The organism is Nonomuraea longicatena, from assembly GCF_039525605.1.
Classification (GTDB): domain Bacteria; phylum Actinomycetota; class Actinomycetes; order Streptosporangiales; family Streptosporangiaceae; genus Nonomuraea; species Nonomuraea longicatena.
Map to the genome: position 1 here is coordinate 1 of NZ_BAAAHQ010000017.1, position 15,487 is coordinate 15,487.

Consider the following 15,487-nt stretch of genomic DNA (forward strand, 5'->3'; position numbering starts at 1 on the left):
GTGCCGCCTGCCGTGCTGATCGTGCGCCGGTTCCGGGCGCGGGCGGGCACGGCCCGCACGCCGCCGAAGTAGGCCGTGAAGCAGCGGTCGTAGCGCGGCAGGTCGTCCGGGCCCGCGCAGAGCGTCAGGCGGCCCGCCCAGTAGACCTCGTCGCGGTCGGTGACGTCCAGATGGTCGAGGGCGCGCAGCAGCGACTGCGTGCGCTCGTGGTCGGCGGCCACCCCGGCCGCCCGCAGGGTCCTCGCGAAGCCGGTCATCGCCGCCGCGAGTTCACGCATCCCGCGCCCCCACCGCGAGCAGCCCGCCCGCGATCACCGCCTGCACGTCCTCGCGGTACTTCAGCGCCGCCCCCAGCGTCGCCGCCGCCGCTGCCGGGTCGAGTTCGCGCGCGCCGACCGTCAGCAGCGCCTCGGTCCAGTCGAGGGTCTCCGCGATGCCCGGCGGCTTCACCAGATCGGCCCGCCGCAGCCGCTCGGCCGCCCTCGCCACCTGTACGGCCAGCGTCCGCGTGCACGCGGGCAGGCGCCGCAGCAGGATCGCCACCTCGCGCTCGAAGCCGGGATGCTCCAGCCAGTGGTAGAGACACCGCCGCTTGAGCGCGTCGTGCACCTCGCGGGTCCGGTTGGAGGTGACGACCACGACCGGCGGCGAGTCGGCCCTGATGGTGCCGAGCTCCGGGATCGAGATCGTGAAGTCCGACAGCACCTCCAGCAGGAACGCCTCGAACTCGTCGTCGGCCCGGTCGATCTCGTCGACCAGCAGCACGCTCGGCTGGATCTCCACCGCCCGCAGCAGCGGCCGGGCGATGAGGAACCTGCGGTCGTAGATCTCCCCCTCCAGCCGCCGTACGTCGGTGACCCCCGCCGCCTCCGCCGCCTTCAGGTGGAGGAGCTGGCGGGCGAAGTCCCAGTCGTAGAGCGCCTGGGCGGCGTCGAGCCCCTCGTAGCACTGGAGCCTGATCAACGGGGCGCCGAGCAGCGCGGCCAGCGTCTTGGCCAGCTCGGTCTTGCCGACGCCCGCCTCGCCCTCCAGGAACAGCGGGCGCCCCATCCGCAGCGTGAGGAAAGCCGCCGTGGCCAGCCCCTCATCGGCGAGGTAGTCGTGCTGGTCCAGCAGTTCGGTCAGCTTCTGCGGCGATGTGACATCCATCGCGGTTATTGTCCGAGGCGGCACCCTTTCAGGCTACCTACCTCTCCTCTGCTTCACCCTTCGCATGGATGAGCGCCTTCAACTGCGAGGTCTGCCGCCGGGCGCGGGCCTTCTCCCCGCCCTGGATGCCCATGGCGCCGATCGTGCGCCCGTCCGAGAAATCGATCTTGGGCCAGGGGTCGCCGACCAGCAGCGTCACCTCAAGGACCTCCGGCCAGCTGTAACGGTGCGTACGCAGCGCGTTGACCAGCGTGATGCCCTCCTCGTCCGCCACGACCTTCATCCGGCCCAGAAGATGCAGGATGTAGGCGATGCCGCAGCCGAACAGCACGATGCCGATCCGGTCGGGCAGCGCGAACGGCTCGGCGATGAACAACGCCATCACCACCGCGCCGATGACCACGATCACGGCGAAGCTGTAGGCGACGATCCGGCCGCGCCTCGGACGGAACGTCACGGGCAGCGGCGGAGGGACGACGGGCTCAGACACGCAGGAAACCTACCGCACCCGAAGGCCGGTCCCGGCCGCGCCATGCCCGCACGGGCGCGGCCGGGACCCGGTCACGCCGTCGCCAGCTCGCGCAGCAGCAGCGCCGTCTCCAGGGCGGCCAGGGCCGACTCGTAACCCTTGTCCTCCTTGCTGCCCGGCCCGCCCGAACGGTCCTCGGCCTGCTGGAGCGTCTCGCAGGTGAGGACGCCGTTGCCGACCGGCGTGCCCTCGTCGAGCGAGACGCGGGTCAGCCCGGCGGTCACCGAGTCGCAGACGTACTCGAAGTGGGCGCTCTCCCCCCGGATCACCGCGCCCAGCGCCACCACGGCGTCGTACCGCCGTGCCAGCGCCTGCGCCACCACCGGGATCTCCAGCGACCCGGCCACGCGCACGACCGTCACGGCCGCGCCGCTGTCGTCGCACGCCTGCACCGCCCGCGCCACCAGCCGGTCGGTGATGCCCGCGTGCCAGCTCGCCGCCACGATCGCGACGGACAGCCCTTCGGCCTCCACCGCGGCCGCCCCCGGCCGTCCCTGTCCGCTCACGCCCGCTCCTCCGTGAAGTGGCCCAGCCGTTCGCGCTTGGCCGCCAGATACCGTCTGTTGTGGGGGTTCTCGGCCACCGGCATCGGCTCGCGGCCGAGGACCTTGATCCCGTATCCGTCCATACCCCGCAACTTGGCCGGGTTGTTCGTGAGCAGCCGCACCGACCGGACGCCGAGGTCGGCGAGCATCTGCCCGGCGTTGGAGAACTCCCGGGCGTCCACCGGCAGCCCGAGCTCCAGGTTGGCGTCCACGGTGTCGCTGCCGTCGTCCTGAAGGCTGTAGGCGCGCAGCTTGGCCAGCAGGCCGATGCCACGCCCCTCGTGACCCCGCACGTAGACGACCACTCCCCTGCCCTCGGCGGCGATGGCCGCCATCGCGTGTTCGAGCTGCACGCCGCAGTCGCAGCGCAGCGACCCGAACACGTCGCCGGTCAGGCATTCGGAGTGCGCCCTGACCAGGATGTTCTCGCCGTCGCCCAGATCGCCGAGCACCAGCGCCAGGTGCTCGCCGCCGTCCAGCGAGCTGGCATAGCCGAAGGCGGTCCAGTCGCCGTGCGCGTTCGGCAGCACCGTGCGCGCCACCCTCGTGACCATGCTCTCGGTACGCCGCCGGTGGTCGACCAGGTCCTCGATCGAGATGAGCGCCAGGTCGTGCTCGTCGGCGAAGGCGCGCAGCTCGGGCAGGCGGGCCATGGTGCCGTCGTCGTTGACCACCTCGGCCAGCACCCCGGCGGGCGGCAGCCCTGCCAGGCGGGCCAGGTCGACGGCGGCCTCGGTGTGCCCGCGCCGGGCCAGGACGCCGCCCTCGTGGTAGCGCAGCGGGAAGACGTGGCCGGGCCGTACCAGCTCGCCCGGCTCGGTCGCCTCGTCGGCGAGCAGCCGGATCGTGAGCGCGCGGTCGGCGGCGGAGATGCCGGTCGTCACGCCGTCGCGGGCGTCCACGCTGATCGTGTACGCCGTGCGCATCCGCTCGCGGTTCTGCCACACCATGAGCGGCAGGCCCAGCCGGTCGAGTTCCTTGCCCTCCATCGGCACGCAGATCACGCCGCTGGTGTGCCTGATCGTGAACGTCAGCAGCTCAGGCGTCGCCTTCGACGCGGCGAAGATGATGTCGCCCTCGTTCTCGCGGTGCTCGTCGTCGACGACCAGGACGGGCTTGCCGTCGCGGATGTCGCCGATCGCGCGTTCGACCGGATCCAGCCTGATCATGCGCTCACCGCCACCTGGACCGCCGTGCGGGACTCTCGCAGCCACTTGGCGAACCCGACCAGCACCATCACGAAGAAGATCACATACACGCCCGCGGAGACGTACAGGCCGCCGTTGAAGGCCACCGGCACGCCCACCAGGTCCACCAGGACCCACACGATCCAGAAGTCCACCAACGCCCTGCCCTGCGCCCAGGTCGCCACCGCGCCGCCCACGAAGATGTAGGCGTCGGCGGCCACGACCGCGAACGGCGCGCCGGGGTACCACGACAGGTCGAAGGTCTTGAACAGCGCCGCCACCGCGAGCGTGCCCAGCACCAGCACCGCCACCATGGCGACCCGCTCACGAGCCGTGGCGTGGCGCACGGTCAGCGGGCTGTCGGCCATGCCACGCCGCCATCGCCACCACCCGTAGACCGCGAGCCCGGCGAACAGCGCCTGCTTCAACGCGTTCCCGGTGACCGCCGACGTCACCGAGGCCACGAACAGCAGCACCGCGCCCGTGAACTGCACGGGCCAGGTCCAGATCGACTTTCGCATCGCGAACACCACCGTCGCGAGCGCGAAGACGTTGCCCACGAGGTCGGTCCACTTCACCTCCAGGCCGAAGAGCTCGACGGAGGCGTGAGCCCAGTTCATCCGGCCGACACCAGCCTTTCCACGTACTTGGCGATCACGTCCACCTCGATGTTGACCCGCTCACCGACCGCGCGCCCGCCCAGGTTCGTCAGGCGCAGCGTGGTCGGGATCAGGCTCACGCCGAAGCTGTCGTCGTCAACCGTCGTGACCGTCAGGCTGATTCCGTCGATCGCGATCGAGCCCTTCTCCGCGACGTACCTCGCGATCCGCCCGTCCAGGGAGAAGCGCAGGTTGTCCCAATGCTCGCCGGGCTCGCGCGACAGCAGTACGGCGGTGCCGTCCACGTGGCCCTGGACGATGTGGCCGCCGAGCCGCTGGTCGGCCCGGACGGCGCGCTCCAGGTTGACGCGCGCGCCCTGCGCGCCCAGCGACGAGCGCTCCAGCGTCTCTTTGATCACGTCGACGGTGAAGACGTCGCCGTTCACCTCGACCACGGTCAGGCAGACACCGTTGACCGCGATCGAGTCGCCGTGGCCAGCGTCCGAGGTGACCAGCGGGCCGCGCACCGACAGCCGCGCCGAGTCGCCGCGTGCCTCGACGGCCACGATCTCGCCCATCTCCTCGATGATTCCGGTGAACATCAACTCTCCTTCGGGGGTTGCGGTCTCGCCACGACGCGCAGGTCGGGTCCGATCGGTGAGACGTCTTCGAAGACCAGGCGGTGGAGGTCGGCGATGGTCGTCACCCCGGCCTCTCCCAGGGCCGCGCGACCGCCGCCGAGCAGGGCCGGGGCGAGGTAGGCGACGACCCGGTCGATCAGGCCCGCGTCGAGGAACGCTCCCGCCAGCGTGGGGCCGCCCTCCAGGAACACGCTGACCACCCCGCGGCGGGCCAGTTCGGCGAGCAGGGCGCGGGGGTCCAGGCCGGTGGCGGTGCGGGGCAGGCGGACGAGGTCGGCGTCGAGCGCCGTGACCGTGTCCTCGGCGACGGCGACCACGGTGGGGGCCGCGTCGCCGAGGACACGGGCCGAGGGCGGGGTCCGGCCGTCGCTGTCCACGACGACCCGCAGCGGCTTGCGCCGGGGGCGCGCGTCCGCCATCGCAGTGTCGGCCACTGGGTCGGCCGCAGTGTCGGCCGCAGTGTCCACCGTCGGGTCCGCCGTCGGGTCCGCCGTCGGGTCCGCCGTCGGGTCCGCCGTCGGGTCCGCCCCGGCCGCGTCCGTCGCGGTGGACGGCCCGGCGTCCGGGAGGCGGACGGTGAGAAGGGGGTCGTCGGCGAGGACCGTGCCGATGCCGACCACGATCGCGTCGGCCTCGGCGCGCAGGCGGTGGACGTCGGCGCGGGCCTCCGGCGAGGTGATCCACTTGCTCGTGCCGTCCGCGGCCGCCGAGCGGCCGTCCAGGGTGGCGGCCAGCTTCCAGGTCACGTGCGGACGGCCCAGGCGGACGCTGGTCAGCCACTCGGCGTTGACGCGCTCGGCCGCCTCGGCCAGCACCCCCGCCTCGACCACCACGCCGTGGGAGCGCAGCCGGTCCGCACCGCCGGCCGCGACGGGGTTCGGGTCGGCGACCGCGTACACCACCCGGGCGATCCCGGCCGCCAGCAGCGCCTGGGTGCAGGGGCCGGTGGAGCCGGTGTGGTCGCAGGGTTCGAGCGTGACGTACGCGGTGCCGCCTCTGGCCCGCTCGCCCGCCTGCCGCAGGGCGACGACCTCGGCGTGCGGTCCGCCGTGGAAGGCGTGGAAGCCCTCGCCCGCGAGGTCACCGCCGGCGTCGAGGATGACGCAGCCGACGACCGGGTTCGGGCTGGTGCCACCGCGCCCGCGCCCGGCCAGGTCCACGGCTCTGGCCATGGACGCCCGATCCGGCTCCGTGAGCGCGGCCCGGCCCCGCCGCGCGGGGTCGCGCTCCGAATCGCCGGTCTGGGGCTCCGAATCGCCGGTCCGGGACTCCGCGTCGCCGGTCCGGGGGTTCTGCCGGCGGCTCATCGGGCCGCCCGCCCGTCCGGGCGGATCTCAGGCCGTTCGTACGGCGGGCCGGAACACGGGCCGCGCCGGGTGTCGGATCGGCCGCTCGAAGGCGTGCCGATCGGATGCTGGGGCTGAGTGGGTACCTCCACCCCCGGACCTCCTACTCGCCGGTAGCTCCAAGCCACGGCGGTCCCCGGGGGTGTCGCGATGCGCGTACGCACCACAGCGGCATCCGGCGTACACCGGACACCCGCGCGCTTCCTCCCATCCGGACTTTAACCGTCGGTCCCGGAATTCCACCGGGTCAACCGGCCGATGGCATCGGCCGGGTCGCGGACTGTCACCGCCGGTTCGGATTTTCACCGACCCCGGAGCACGCTAGCTCTGTTCGCCTATCAGTCTGCCATGCCGTGCGCGAAGCGCGCGACCGCCCCCATCATGGACACCAAACTATCGCTTGTTCAACTCCTGGATTGCCGGACATCGCACCAGGTGAGCAGCGCGCCCAGGGGCGGAAGAAGTCGTCACGACGAGGTGGCAGCGGAGGGAGGGGCATGACGGAGGCCCGCACCCGCGTCGGCCGGAGGAAGGAGCGTGACGGAGACCCCACGCCCGCGCCCACGTCGTCGGCGTCGGCGTCGGCGTCGGCGTCGGCGTCGGCGTCGGCGGGAGGCAGAGGAAGGAGGCGGGAGGCGGAGGAAGGAGGGTGACGGAGACCCCCGCCCGCGTCGGCGGAAGGCGGGGGCGAGGGGCGGGGCCTGCCGGGACGGGGCATCCGTCGTCAGGTCGCGGCGCGAGCCGGGAGGAAGCGGGAGGGCACCAGGTGGATGCCGGTCTGCAGGGTGCGCAGGGTGGCGGTCGCCCACAGGTCGCCGAGCGGGCTCGCGGGCAGGCCGTACAGGCGGCGGGCCCAGCGCGGCAGGGACGCGAAGGCCAGCAGCGTCAGCGCCGGGAGCGCCGGTCTGAACGGCGCCAGGCGCGCGGGCAGCGGCGCGTTCAGCGACTGCAGCAGCGGATGCGTGGCCTCCGGGACCAGGCGCAGCCGGGGACGTTCGGCCTCGATGCTGGCGCGCAGTTGCGCGACGCTCCCCGGCACCGACTCGGGCGCCAGGCCGACGACCTCGGCAGCGCGACGCCACTCGGCGACGAACCGGTCGGCGTCGGCGTCCGTGATCGGGAGCCCCGCGCGGCGGGCGACCGAGAGGTAGGAGTCGACCTCGCCGAGGTGGACCCAGCGCAGCGCGTCCGGCTCGTCGAGGTGGTAGCGCTCGCCCGTGTCGGGGTCCACGGCGCTGAGCGTGGCGTGGATCCGGCGCACCCTGCGTCCTGCGCGCTCGACCTCCGCGAGCGTCCCGTACGTCCGCACCCGCACGAACTCACTCGTACGCCGGAAACGGGCCCACGCCTCGTCCGGGTCCATGAGCGCGGAGTTCTGCAGCACGCCGCGCATCGCCCGGGGGTGCAGCCCCTGCATCAGCAGCGCCCTGAAGCCGCCGACCAGCAGAATGGGCTCCCCCATGACCCGCCACGTCACGGACCCGGGCCCGAACAACCCGTGGTCCTCCATAAGTAAGTGGTTACCCACGGGACACGGCCCGGCAAACCCGCGCAAGCACGGGCGAACTCGTCACGGGCCGGCGAACCTGCGGGCGCACGGGCAGGAGCGGAGCCGTCACGGGACGGCAGACCCGAGGCGCACAGGCCGGAGCGGAATCGGCAAACCCGCAGAGCACAGGCCGGAGCAGAGCCGGCAAACCCGCAAGGCACAGGCCGGAGCGGAACCGGCGACCCTCGGGGGACGGCCAAGAGCGGAGGCGTCACGGCCCGCCGTGGACGCGCCCGAGTGGCGGCGCCCCAGCAGGGGCCCGCGCGCGACGGCGAGGCGCGGGTGGTGCGGCCGGGCCGTGACGGCGACGGCCGGTCCTCACCGGCGCCCGGACGCGCGGATCCGCCGCGACGGCGACCGCCGCTCGTCAGGGCGGATCCGCCGCGACGGACCCCTCAGGACCCGCCGGACGGCGCCGCCGCCGAGGCGAGCGCGCGCAGGTCGGAGATCGCGCGCGCCGGATCGCCTGTCCCGTAGACCGCGCTGCCCGCCACGAACACGTCCGCGCCCGCCTCGGCACACCGCTCGATCGTGTCGGCCGCCACCCCACCGTCGACCTGCAGCCAGATCTCCCCGCCGTGCCGCTCGATGAGCGCGCGCGCCCGCCGGATCTTCGGCAGCACCATGTCGAGGAACCGCTGCCCGCCGAACCCCGGCTCGACCGTCATCAGCAGCAGCATGTCGATCTCCCCCAGCAGCCCCTCGTACGGCGCGACGTCCGTGGCCGGGTTGAGCGCGAACCCGGCCCGCGCTCCCAGCCCCCGGATCTGCCGCAGCGTGCGCACCGGCGCCTTGGCCGCCTCCGCGTGGATGGTGACGCTGCCCGCCCCCGCCTCCGCGTACGCCGGCGCCCACCGGTCCGGGTCCTCGATCATGAGATGGCAGTCGATCGGGGTCGAGGTGGCCTTGAGCAGCGCCTCGACGATGGGCAGCCCCAAGGTGAGGTTGGGCACGAAGTGGTTGTCCATGACGTCTACGTGCAGCCAGTCGGCGTTGGGCACGGCGGCGGCCTCGTCGGCGAGCCGGGCGAAGTCTGCGGACAGGATGCTGGGCGAGATCTGCACGTGTCCGATTCTATGGAACTTCTCCGGAACTCCGGGGATCGCGGGGCTCACCGCCGTCGGCGCAGCAGCGCCAGGAACATGGCGTCGGTGCCGTGGCGGTGCGGCCAGAGCTGGACGTCGGGGCCGTCGCCGAGGTCGGCCACCTCCGGCAGGTAGGCACGGGCGTCGAGGCGCTCGACGTCCGCATGCTCCCGCAGGACGTCGTCCACGACCAGCCCGGTCTCGGCCAGATGGGGCGAGCAGGTGACGTAGGCGACGACGCCGCCGGGCCGTACCGCGTCGAGGGCTGCGGCCAGGAGGCGGCGCTGCAGCCGCGTGAGCTCGGGCAGCGACGCGGGGTCGCGGCGCCAGCGGGCCTCCGGGCGCCTGCGCAGCGCGCCGAGGCCGGTGCAGGGCGCGTCGAGCATCACCCGGTCGAAGACCCCCGGCCGCCACGGCGGCTCGGTGGAGTCGGCGGTGACGACGACGGCCTCCCTGGTGGTCTGCCAGACCAGGCGGGCACGGTGGTACTGAAGTTCGGCCGCCAGCAGGTGGACGCCGCCGGGGAAGCCCTCGGCCGGGTCGCCGTAGGCGGCGATGGCGTCGAGGAGCCCGGCCTTCCCGCCGGGGCCCGCGCACATGTCGAGCCAGCGCCCGTCCGGCCCCTCCAGCGGCACGCGGGCCAGCGCCAGCGCGACGAGTTGGCTGCCCTCGTCCTGGACGGCGGCGCGGTAGTCGGCCACCGCCCGGACCTGCCCCGGATCGCCCTCCGGCAGGTAGGCGGCGTACGGCGAGTAGCGGCCCGGAGCGGCGCCGGACTCGGCCAGTTCGCCGACGCTGCTGCGCCCGGGGCGGGCGACCAGGGTGACGAGCGGCCGGGCGTTGTCGGCCTCCAGCAGCGCCGAGGTCTCGGCGTCGTCGCCGCCGAGGGCGTCGCGGAACGCGCCGACGATCCAGCGCGGATGGCTGTGCGCCACCGACAGGCGGCCGACCGGGTCGTCCTGGGCGACGACGGCGATCCACTCGTCGGCGGTCCTGGCGGCGATCTTGCGCAGCACCGCGTTGACGAACTTGGCCGGGCCCTGGCCGATGCGTGCGCGGACGAGGTCGACGGTGGTGCCGACGGCGGCGTGCGGCGGCACCCGCATGCGCAGGAGCTGGTGGGTGCCCAGGCGCAGCGCGTCGCGCACGTCGGGGTCGGGCGCGCGGTCGGTGCAGACCTCGATGACGGCGTCGTAGGTGCCGAGCCCGCGCAGCGTGCCGTACGCGAGTTCGGTGGCCAGGGCGGCGTCACGGCCCGTCAGCCCGCGCTCGCGCAGCAGGCGCGGCATGAGCAGGTTGGCGTACGCGTCGCGCTCGTCGACGGCCCTGATGACGTCGTAGGCGGTGTTGCGGGCGTCGTCGCGGACGGGCCTGCGGGGACGCGGCCCGGTGGCGGGGGTACGGCGAGTGGTGGTGCGGCGGGCGCTCACGCGAACCGATCCTCCGGCTCCGGCCGGGTGCCGCGCGCCCATTCGGCCGCGTCCATGAGTCGCTTGCCCTGCGGCTGCACCTCGCCGAGCTCGACCGGGTGGGTGCCGGTGCCGACGAGTACGGCGTGCTTGCCGGCCGCGATCCGGCCGGGTTCGAGGCGCGGGGCCTCGGGGCGCGGGACGACGGGGCCGAGCTTGAGCCGGTGGCCGCGCAGCTCGCTCCAGGCTCCCGGGCTGGGGGTGCAGGCGCGGACCAGCCGGTCGACGCGCATGGCGGGGGCGCTCCAGTCGATCCGCGCGTCGAGGACGTCGATCTTGGGGGCGAGGCTGACGCCGTCGAGGGGCTGCGGGCGGGCCTCCAGGGTGCCGTCCTCGACCCCGTCGAGGGTGGCGGCCAGGAGACCGGCGCCGGAGACCGACAGGCGCTCCAGCAGGGCGCCGCTGGTGTCGTCGGGCTTGACCTGCTCGGTGACGACCCCGAACACCGGCCCCGCGTCGAGTTGCTTGACGATCTGGAAGGTCGCGGCTCCGGTGATCTCGTCGCCGTGCATGACGGCGTGCTGCACGGGCGCGGCGCCGCGCCAGGCGGGCAGCAGCGAGAAGTGCAGGTTGATCCAGCCGAAGCGGGGGACGTCGAGCGCGGACTGCGGCAGCAGCGCGCCGTAGGCGACCACCGGGCAGCAGTCGGGGGCGATCTCGCGCAGCCGGTCGAGGAAGGCGGGCTCGCCCGCCTTGACCGGGCGCAGCACCTCGATGCCCGCCTCCTCCGCGAGCGCGGCGACCGGCGAGGGGTGCACCTTGCGGCCCCTGCCGGTGCGCGCGTCGGGACGGGTGACGACGGCGACCACCTCGTGGCGCGGCGAGTCGAGCAGGGCGCGCAGCGAGGGCAGCGCCGTCTCGGGTGTGCCCGCGAAGACCAGGCGCATGGTTACAGCGCCCTCCCGCCGGTGGCGTGCGGGGACAGGCGCACGGTGGGCGCGGGCAGCCCGCCCCACTCGGCCTCCCTGACCGCCTTCATCGCGAGTTTGCGCTGTTTGGGGTCCATGCGGTCGATGAACAGGATGCCGTCGAGGTGGTCGGTCTCGTGCTGGAAGCAGCGGGCCATCAGGTCGGTGCCCTCCAGGACGACCGGCTCGCCGTGCATGTCGAAACCCTTGGCCACGGCCCGGATCGCGCGCGGTGTCGGGAAGCTCAGCCCGGGGAAGGACAGGCAGCCCTCCTCGCCGTCCTCGTCGAGGTCGGCCGACAGGTCGAGGTCGGGGTTGATCAGATGACCGAGCCGCTCGTCCACGTAGTAGGTGAACACCCGCAGGCCCACGCCGATCTGGGGGGCGGCCAGACCCGCGCCGGGGGCGTCCAACATGGTGTCGGTCAGGTCTTTGACCAGCTTGCGCAGCTCCTTGTCGAAGTCGACGACCGGGGCCGCCGGGGTGCGCAGCACCGGGTCACCGAACAGCCGGATCGACTGGATCGCCAAGGGGCCTCTCCGTTTCGCGGACGATGGGATCGATCAGCCCAGTTTAGTCGCCCGCAGCGACCTGGCCTTCATCGCGGCCTTGCGCGCCGCCTTGGCCACCGCCCGGTCGCCGTGGGAGGAGGCCAGCAGTTCGAGCACGGCGACGGTGTCGGGGTGGGCCGAGCCCGCCATCTCGGTGACGCTCCTGACGAGGTCCTCGCCGGTCTCCAGGGCGCCGAACTCGCCGACCGAGTCGGGGCTGCCCGAGATGTGCAGCAGGGCGGCGACCGAGTCGACCGCGATCCAGGTGTGGTCGGCGGGGCTCAGCGGGGGCGCGTCGAGGTCGCGGATGTGCAGCCAGGACGCGGCGTAACGCCACATGAGGGGGTCGGCGAGGGCGTCGAGGACGGGGGCCTGCGCCTCCGGGCCGAGTTCCTCCAGAATGGCGCCGACGGCGCCCCTGTGCCCCGCAGTGCCCGCCGAGGCGACCGCGAGCAGGTCGCGGGCGGCCTGCTCGGGCGGGCGGCGCTCCAGCCAGGTGGCGACGGCGCTCTGCGTGGCGCCGCCGTCGACCAGGGCGCCGACCAGGCCGGCCGCGTCGAGCCCGGCGAAGACCTCGACCTCGGCGGCCGTGGGCGCCTCGTGGCCCTCGCGCAGCAGGTCGCGGCGGACCGCCCAGACGCCGAGCGGGGTCAGCGCGATGCGGCCGGTGCCGGTCTGCTCGACCAGCCCGCAGTAGGTGAGCAGCGACAGCGACTCCAGCAGTTCGGCGGGCAGCCTGCCGGACAGGGCGCGCAGCTCGGCCGCGCCGGGCTCGCAGGCGACCTCGTGGGACTGCAGCAGCCCCTTGGCGAGGCTCGCGATGGCGACGCCGGAGCGCACGGAGTAGACGGTGGCGAGCGTCTCCGCGAGGTGGCCGTCGATGACCCGCGAGCCGGTCAACCCGGAGTCCTGGTCGGCGCGGTCGAGGACGTCCATGACGACGCCGTCCCAGAAGTCGAGCGTGGCGGCGACGGGCAGGTTCAGCGCGAGCGGGCCGCGCGCGGCGGTGCCGCGCGTGATCTGCACCAGGCGGGTGTTGACGGCGACGATCCAGGCCAGGCGCAGCCGCTCGGGCGCCAGGTCGAGTTCGGCGGCGGCCGCGAGCGCGTCAGGCGCGCGCAGGAACCCCTCGGGGCCGACCTCGCGGGTGCCCGTCCACGTGGTGAGCCTGATGGCGTCGGCGACCAGGGGAACCCTGGGCACGGCCGCCGCCAGCTCGGCGTCGGGAGCCAGCGCGACCGGGGGGAACGTGAGCGCCTCTCGCGCCTGCCTCGGCGGAATTTCCGCGTGGACAGGCTCTTCGATCAGCTTGCGGAGTTCGGCTAGGTCGAAGACGTTGTTTGCCACTCACGAAACCTACTGCACACCAGTCACAGGGATGTACATCATCGGATGGCTCGTGAGCGTGCCTTGAAGGCGGCCTTGCGCGCCGCCTTGGAGACGGCGCCGTCGGCGAGGGAACGTCCGAGCAGTTCCAGCACCTCGACCACGTCGGGGTGGTCGACCTTCCACATCTCCTCGATGAGATGGGCGGGCGGGCCGGAGGCCGCCATGTTGGCGGCGAAGTTGTCGAGGTCCTCCTCCGCGGCGGGCATCGCGAGCGCGAGCATGTCGACGCTCACCCACAGCAGCTCGTCGGGGGTCAGGGGCGGCGCGGCCAGGCCGCGCGCGCTGAGCCAGTGGATGGCGTGCGGGCGCAGTTCCCTGTCGTCGAGGGCGGCCCGGACGGCCGGCTCGGCCCCGGTGCCGAGCCGGTCGACGATCGTGACGGCGATGCCCCTGGCCACAGCCGGGGCGCCGGTGGCGGCGGCGAGGAGTTCCGCGGCGGCCTCGCCGTCGGCCCTGCGCTGGAGCCAGCGCTCGATGTCGGCCTCGGCCAGCTCGGTCGGGACGCCTTCGAGCAGCCCCTCGATGAGTCCGACGCCGTCGGTCTCGGCGAGGTCGTGGGCCTCCGGCGCGGTCAGTCCGTGGCCGAGGTAGAGCTCGCGCAGGCCCCACACGGCCAGCGGGGTGAGCTCGGCGCCGTCGACGCCGACACGGATCAGCCCGGCCCAGGTCAGCCGGTCGAGGACGGCGGGCATGTCGATCTGGCCGCCGTCCGACAGCTCCGACAGGTAGTCGGCGATCACCGGGACGGGCACCCGTACCTGGAGGCGGTAGAGCATGTCGAACAGGTCGTAGAGCTCGTCGTCGAGTTCGGTGCGGCCGGTGAGCGCGCCGCCGGTGTCGTGCTCGACCAGGTGGGCGACGATCTCGGCCCAGCCGGGCAGCCCGCCCGCGCGGGGCAGCTCCCACAGCAGGCAGGCGGCGGGCACGGGGGCGCGGGCGGCGTCCCTGACGCGCAGACGTCCCTTCTTGGTCGGGGTGGTGCCGACCTCGCGCACCCAGCCGAGCAGCCGGTCGCGGTCGGCGAGCATCGCGACCTCGCCGAGCGCGGCGGCGAGCGCTTCGGGCGCGACCAGGCGCACGGCGGGCAGCGGGGTGCAACCGGGGCAGTCGCAGGGCGCCTCGCCGAGGTCGGGCAGTTCGCCGGAGGGGATGGAGACGTCCTGTTCGAGGGATTCCGGGCCGATCGAGCTGAACAGGCTCTTGGCCATGCCGAAGTTGGCCGGGTCGGCGAGCGCGGCGGGCAGTTCGTCGGCGATGGCGGCCAGCCTGGCCCGCATCGCGGCGGCGCGCTCCGCGTCGGTCTCCCGCGCGGACTCCAGGTAGTCGACCAGCGTGCGGGCGGCCGCGATGGTCTCGGGGGCGCTCTCCGGCGGCGCGATGACCTTGCGGGGGTAGATGGACAGCAGGAGCTCGTCGAAGGTCTCCGGCGCGATGTCGGACAACCGGTTGACTCCGAGGTAGTCGCTGGCGTAGTCGCACAGGAGCCGCACCTCGTCGGCGTCCACCTCGACGCCGCGCCCCCGTCCCCAGGCGCGCACGTCGTCGATGGCCTGGTTCACCCATTCGATCGACACAGGGAGACGCTAACGGGTGACTTACAGATGAGCGAATCGGGGATAAGGGTCAAATAAGGTCGAGAGGGTCAACACTCACCCGCACGACTTCCGCCGCCTTACGCGCCGCACGCACCCCGCTGGCCCCTTTGAGCGCCGCCGCCAGCGCAGCCCCACCCGTGCGCGGAACCCGGATCATGGCGCGCTCCTGGCCTGACTCGTCGACGGGTACGGGGCCCAGCACCTGCGCCTCGGCCGGCAGCCGCGTCTCCTCCAGCATCTGCCGTACCGCCGAGGCGGTGCCCGTGAGCGTCGCCATCCGGACCGCCGGCGGGAACCCCAGCTCGGCCCGGTCGGCGAGTTCCCGCTCGGCGTAGGTGACCGGATCCCACCGCAGCAGCGCCTGGACGGCGGGCAGGGCCATGTCGGCGAGCACCACCAGTTCGGCGGCGGGCCGGAGCAGCGCGGCGGCGTTCATCCAGCGGCGCACGCTCTCCTCCCCTGCCCGCAGGTCGGCGCGGCCGAGCAGCGCCCAGCCGTCGAGCAGCACCGCCGCCGCGTAGCCGCCCTCCGGCACCGGCTCGGCGCCCGGCGTGGCGACCACGAGCGCGCGGGCGGGGCCCACCGTCGCGAGCACGCCGTCGCGGCCGGAGGTCTTCACGGGCACCGACGGGAAGGCCCGCCCCAGCTCCTCCGCCGTACGGCGGGCGCCGACCACCATCGCGCGCACGTGGCGGCCGCCGCAGTGGGGGCAGCGCCAGGCGGCGTCGACACGACCGCACCAGCGGCAGTACGGGGCCGAGTGGCCGCTGCGCAGCGACAGCGGGCCGTGGCAGGACGCCGGGTCGCCGTGGGCCTCCTCGGGGGCATGCGGAGAGAACAGCCCGCCTGAGCGGGCGCCCCTGGTCGGCGGCTGGAGGCACCGGGCCGGGCGGCGGCACTGCCGGCAGGCCACCGACGGCAGGTAGCCGCGCCTCGGCACCTGCA

At 73.9% G+C, this 15,487-nt stretch carries 14 protein-coding genes, 2 pseudogenes and 1 riboswitch; all 16 genes and pseudogenes read right to left on the reverse strand.

Annotated features, from left to right (window positions below; translation table 11 throughout):
* Window positions 1–278, reverse strand: a pseudogene (locus ABD120_RS17765) (hypothetical protein); the annotation flags it as partial.
* Entirely contained in the window at window positions 271–1,149 is an 879-nt protein-coding gene (locus ABD120_RS17770; RefSeq protein ID WP_343951022.1) for an AAA family ATPase, read from the reverse strand. The pseudogene ABD120_RS17765 and the gene ABD120_RS17770, both read right to left, overlap by 8 nt.
* Before the next feature lie 37 nt (window positions 1,150–1,186).
* Window positions 1,187–1,639 (reverse strand): PH domain-containing protein, encoded by a 453-nt coding sequence (locus ABD120_RS17775; RefSeq protein WP_343951023.1) that lies wholly within the window; start codon window positions 1,637–1,639, stop codon window positions 1,187–1,189.
* Between the two features lie 71 nt (window positions 1,640–1,710).
* Window positions 1,711–2,184, reverse strand: a complete 474-nt coding sequence (gene ribH, locus ABD120_RS17780; RefSeq protein WP_343951024.1) for a 6,7-dimethyl-8-ribityllumazine synthase — start codon at window positions 2,182–2,184, stop codon at window positions 1,711–1,713.
* The gene (locus ABD120_RS17785) at window positions 2,181–3,392 is read right to left on the reverse strand and encodes a bifunctional 3,4-dihydroxy-2-butanone-4-phosphate synthase/GTP cyclohydrolase II (RefSeq protein WP_343951025.1); all 1,212 of its coding nucleotides are present in this window, start codon (window positions 3,390–3,392) and stop codon (window positions 2,181–2,183) included. Before ABD120_RS17785 ends, ribH begins: the two co-directional genes overlap by 4 nt.
* On the reverse strand, window positions 3,389–4,030 hold the full coding sequence (pnuC, locus tag ABD120_RS17790; RefSeq protein ID WP_343951026.1) for a nicotinamide riboside transporter PnuC: 642 nt from the start codon (window positions 4,028–4,030) through the stop codon (window positions 3,389–3,391). Before pnuC ends, ABD120_RS17785 begins: the two co-directional genes overlap by 4 nt.
* Window positions 4,027–4,611, reverse strand: coding sequence for a riboflavin synthase (locus ABD120_RS17795; protein WP_343951027.1), 585 nt, complete (start codon window positions 4,609–4,611; stop codon window positions 4,027–4,029). Before ABD120_RS17795 ends, pnuC begins: the two co-directional genes overlap by 4 nt.
* Entirely contained in the window at window positions 4,611–5,957 is a 1,347-nt protein-coding gene (ribD, locus tag ABD120_RS17800) for a bifunctional diaminohydroxyphosphoribosylaminopyrimidine deaminase/5-amino-6-(5-phosphoribosylamino)uracil reductase RibD (RefSeq protein WP_343951028.1), read from the reverse strand. The genes ABD120_RS17795 and ribD overlap by 1 nt, the downstream gene beginning before the upstream one ends.
* A gap of 232 nt (window positions 5,958–6,189) precedes the next feature.
* Window positions 6,190–6,320: riboswitch (FMN riboswitch) on the reverse strand.
* 400 nt (window positions 6,321–6,720) lie between these two features.
* A complete protein-coding gene (locus ABD120_RS17805) occupies window positions 6,721–7,458 on the reverse strand; it encodes an oxygenase MpaB family protein (RefSeq protein ID WP_343951029.1) in 738 nt (245 codons plus the stop codon).
* Between the two features lie 482 nt (window positions 7,459–7,940).
* Window positions 7,941–8,609 (reverse strand): ribulose-phosphate 3-epimerase, encoded by a 669-nt coding sequence (rpe, locus tag ABD120_RS17810; protein WP_425563992.1) that lies wholly within the window; start codon window positions 8,607–8,609, stop codon window positions 7,941–7,943.
* A gap of 47 nt (window positions 8,610–8,656) precedes the next feature.
* Window positions 8,657–10,060, reverse strand: a complete 1,404-nt coding sequence (locus ABD120_RS17815; protein ID WP_343951030.1) for an RsmB/NOP family class I SAM-dependent RNA methyltransferase — start codon at window positions 10,058–10,060, stop codon at window positions 8,657–8,659.
* Window positions 10,057–10,986, reverse strand: coding sequence for a methionyl-tRNA formyltransferase (gene fmt / locus ABD120_RS17820; RefSeq protein WP_343951031.1), 930 nt, complete (start codon window positions 10,984–10,986; stop codon window positions 10,057–10,059). The genes ABD120_RS17815 and fmt overlap by 4 nt, the downstream gene beginning before the upstream one ends.
* A 2-nt stretch (window positions 10,987–10,988) precedes the next feature.
* A complete protein-coding gene (gene def / locus ABD120_RS17825; protein WP_343951032.1) occupies window positions 10,989–11,537 on the reverse strand; it encodes a peptide deformylase in 549 nt (182 codons plus the stop codon).
* A 33-nt stretch (window positions 11,538–11,570) separates the two neighbouring features.
* Window positions 11,571–12,905 carry a hypothetical protein gene (locus tag ABD120_RS17830; RefSeq protein ID WP_343951033.1) on the reverse strand — a complete coding sequence of 445 codons (1,335 nt, stop codon included), beginning with the start codon at window positions 12,903–12,905 and terminating at the stop codon, window positions 11,571–11,573.
* Window positions 12,906–12,943: 38 nt separating this feature from the next.
* On the reverse strand, window positions 12,944–14,521 hold the full coding sequence (locus ABD120_RS17835) for a hypothetical protein (protein ID WP_343951034.1): 1,578 nt from the start codon (window positions 14,519–14,521) through the stop codon (window positions 12,944–12,946).
* Window positions 14,522–14,570: 49 nt separating this feature from the next.
* Window positions 14,571–15,487, reverse strand: a pseudogene (locus tag ABD120_RS17840) (primosome assembly protein PriA); the annotation flags it as partial.

Excerpts from the sequence above, each read along its gene's own strand:
- ABD120_RS17770 (WP_343951022.1), bottom strand. The coding sequence starts at position 1,149 with ATGGATGTCACATCGCCGCAGAAGCTGACCGAACTGCTGGACCAGCAC.
- ABD120_RS17785 (WP_343951025.1), bottom strand. The coding sequence starts at position 3,392 with ATGATCAGGCTGGATCCGGTCGAACGCGCGATCGGCGACATCCGCGAC.
- pnuC (WP_343951026.1), bottom strand. The coding sequence starts at position 4,030 with ATGAACTGGGCTCACGCCTCCGTCGAGCTCTTCGGCCTGGAGGTGAAG.
- ABD120_RS17795 (WP_343951027.1), bottom strand. The coding sequence starts at position 4,611 with ATGTTCACCGGAATCATCGAGGAGATGGGCGAGATCGTGGCCGTCGAG.
- ribD (WP_343951028.1), bottom strand. The coding sequence starts at position 5,957 with ATGAGCCGCCGGCAGAACCCCCGGACCGGCGACGCGGAGTCCCGGACC.
- ABD120_RS17805 (WP_343951029.1), bottom strand. The coding sequence starts at position 7,458 with ATGGGGGAGCCCATTCTGCTGGTCGGCGGCTTCAGGGCGCTGCTGATG.
- fmt (WP_343951031.1), bottom strand. The coding sequence starts at position 10,986 with ATGCGCCTGGTCTTCGCGGGCACACCCGAGACGGCGCTGCCCTCGCTG.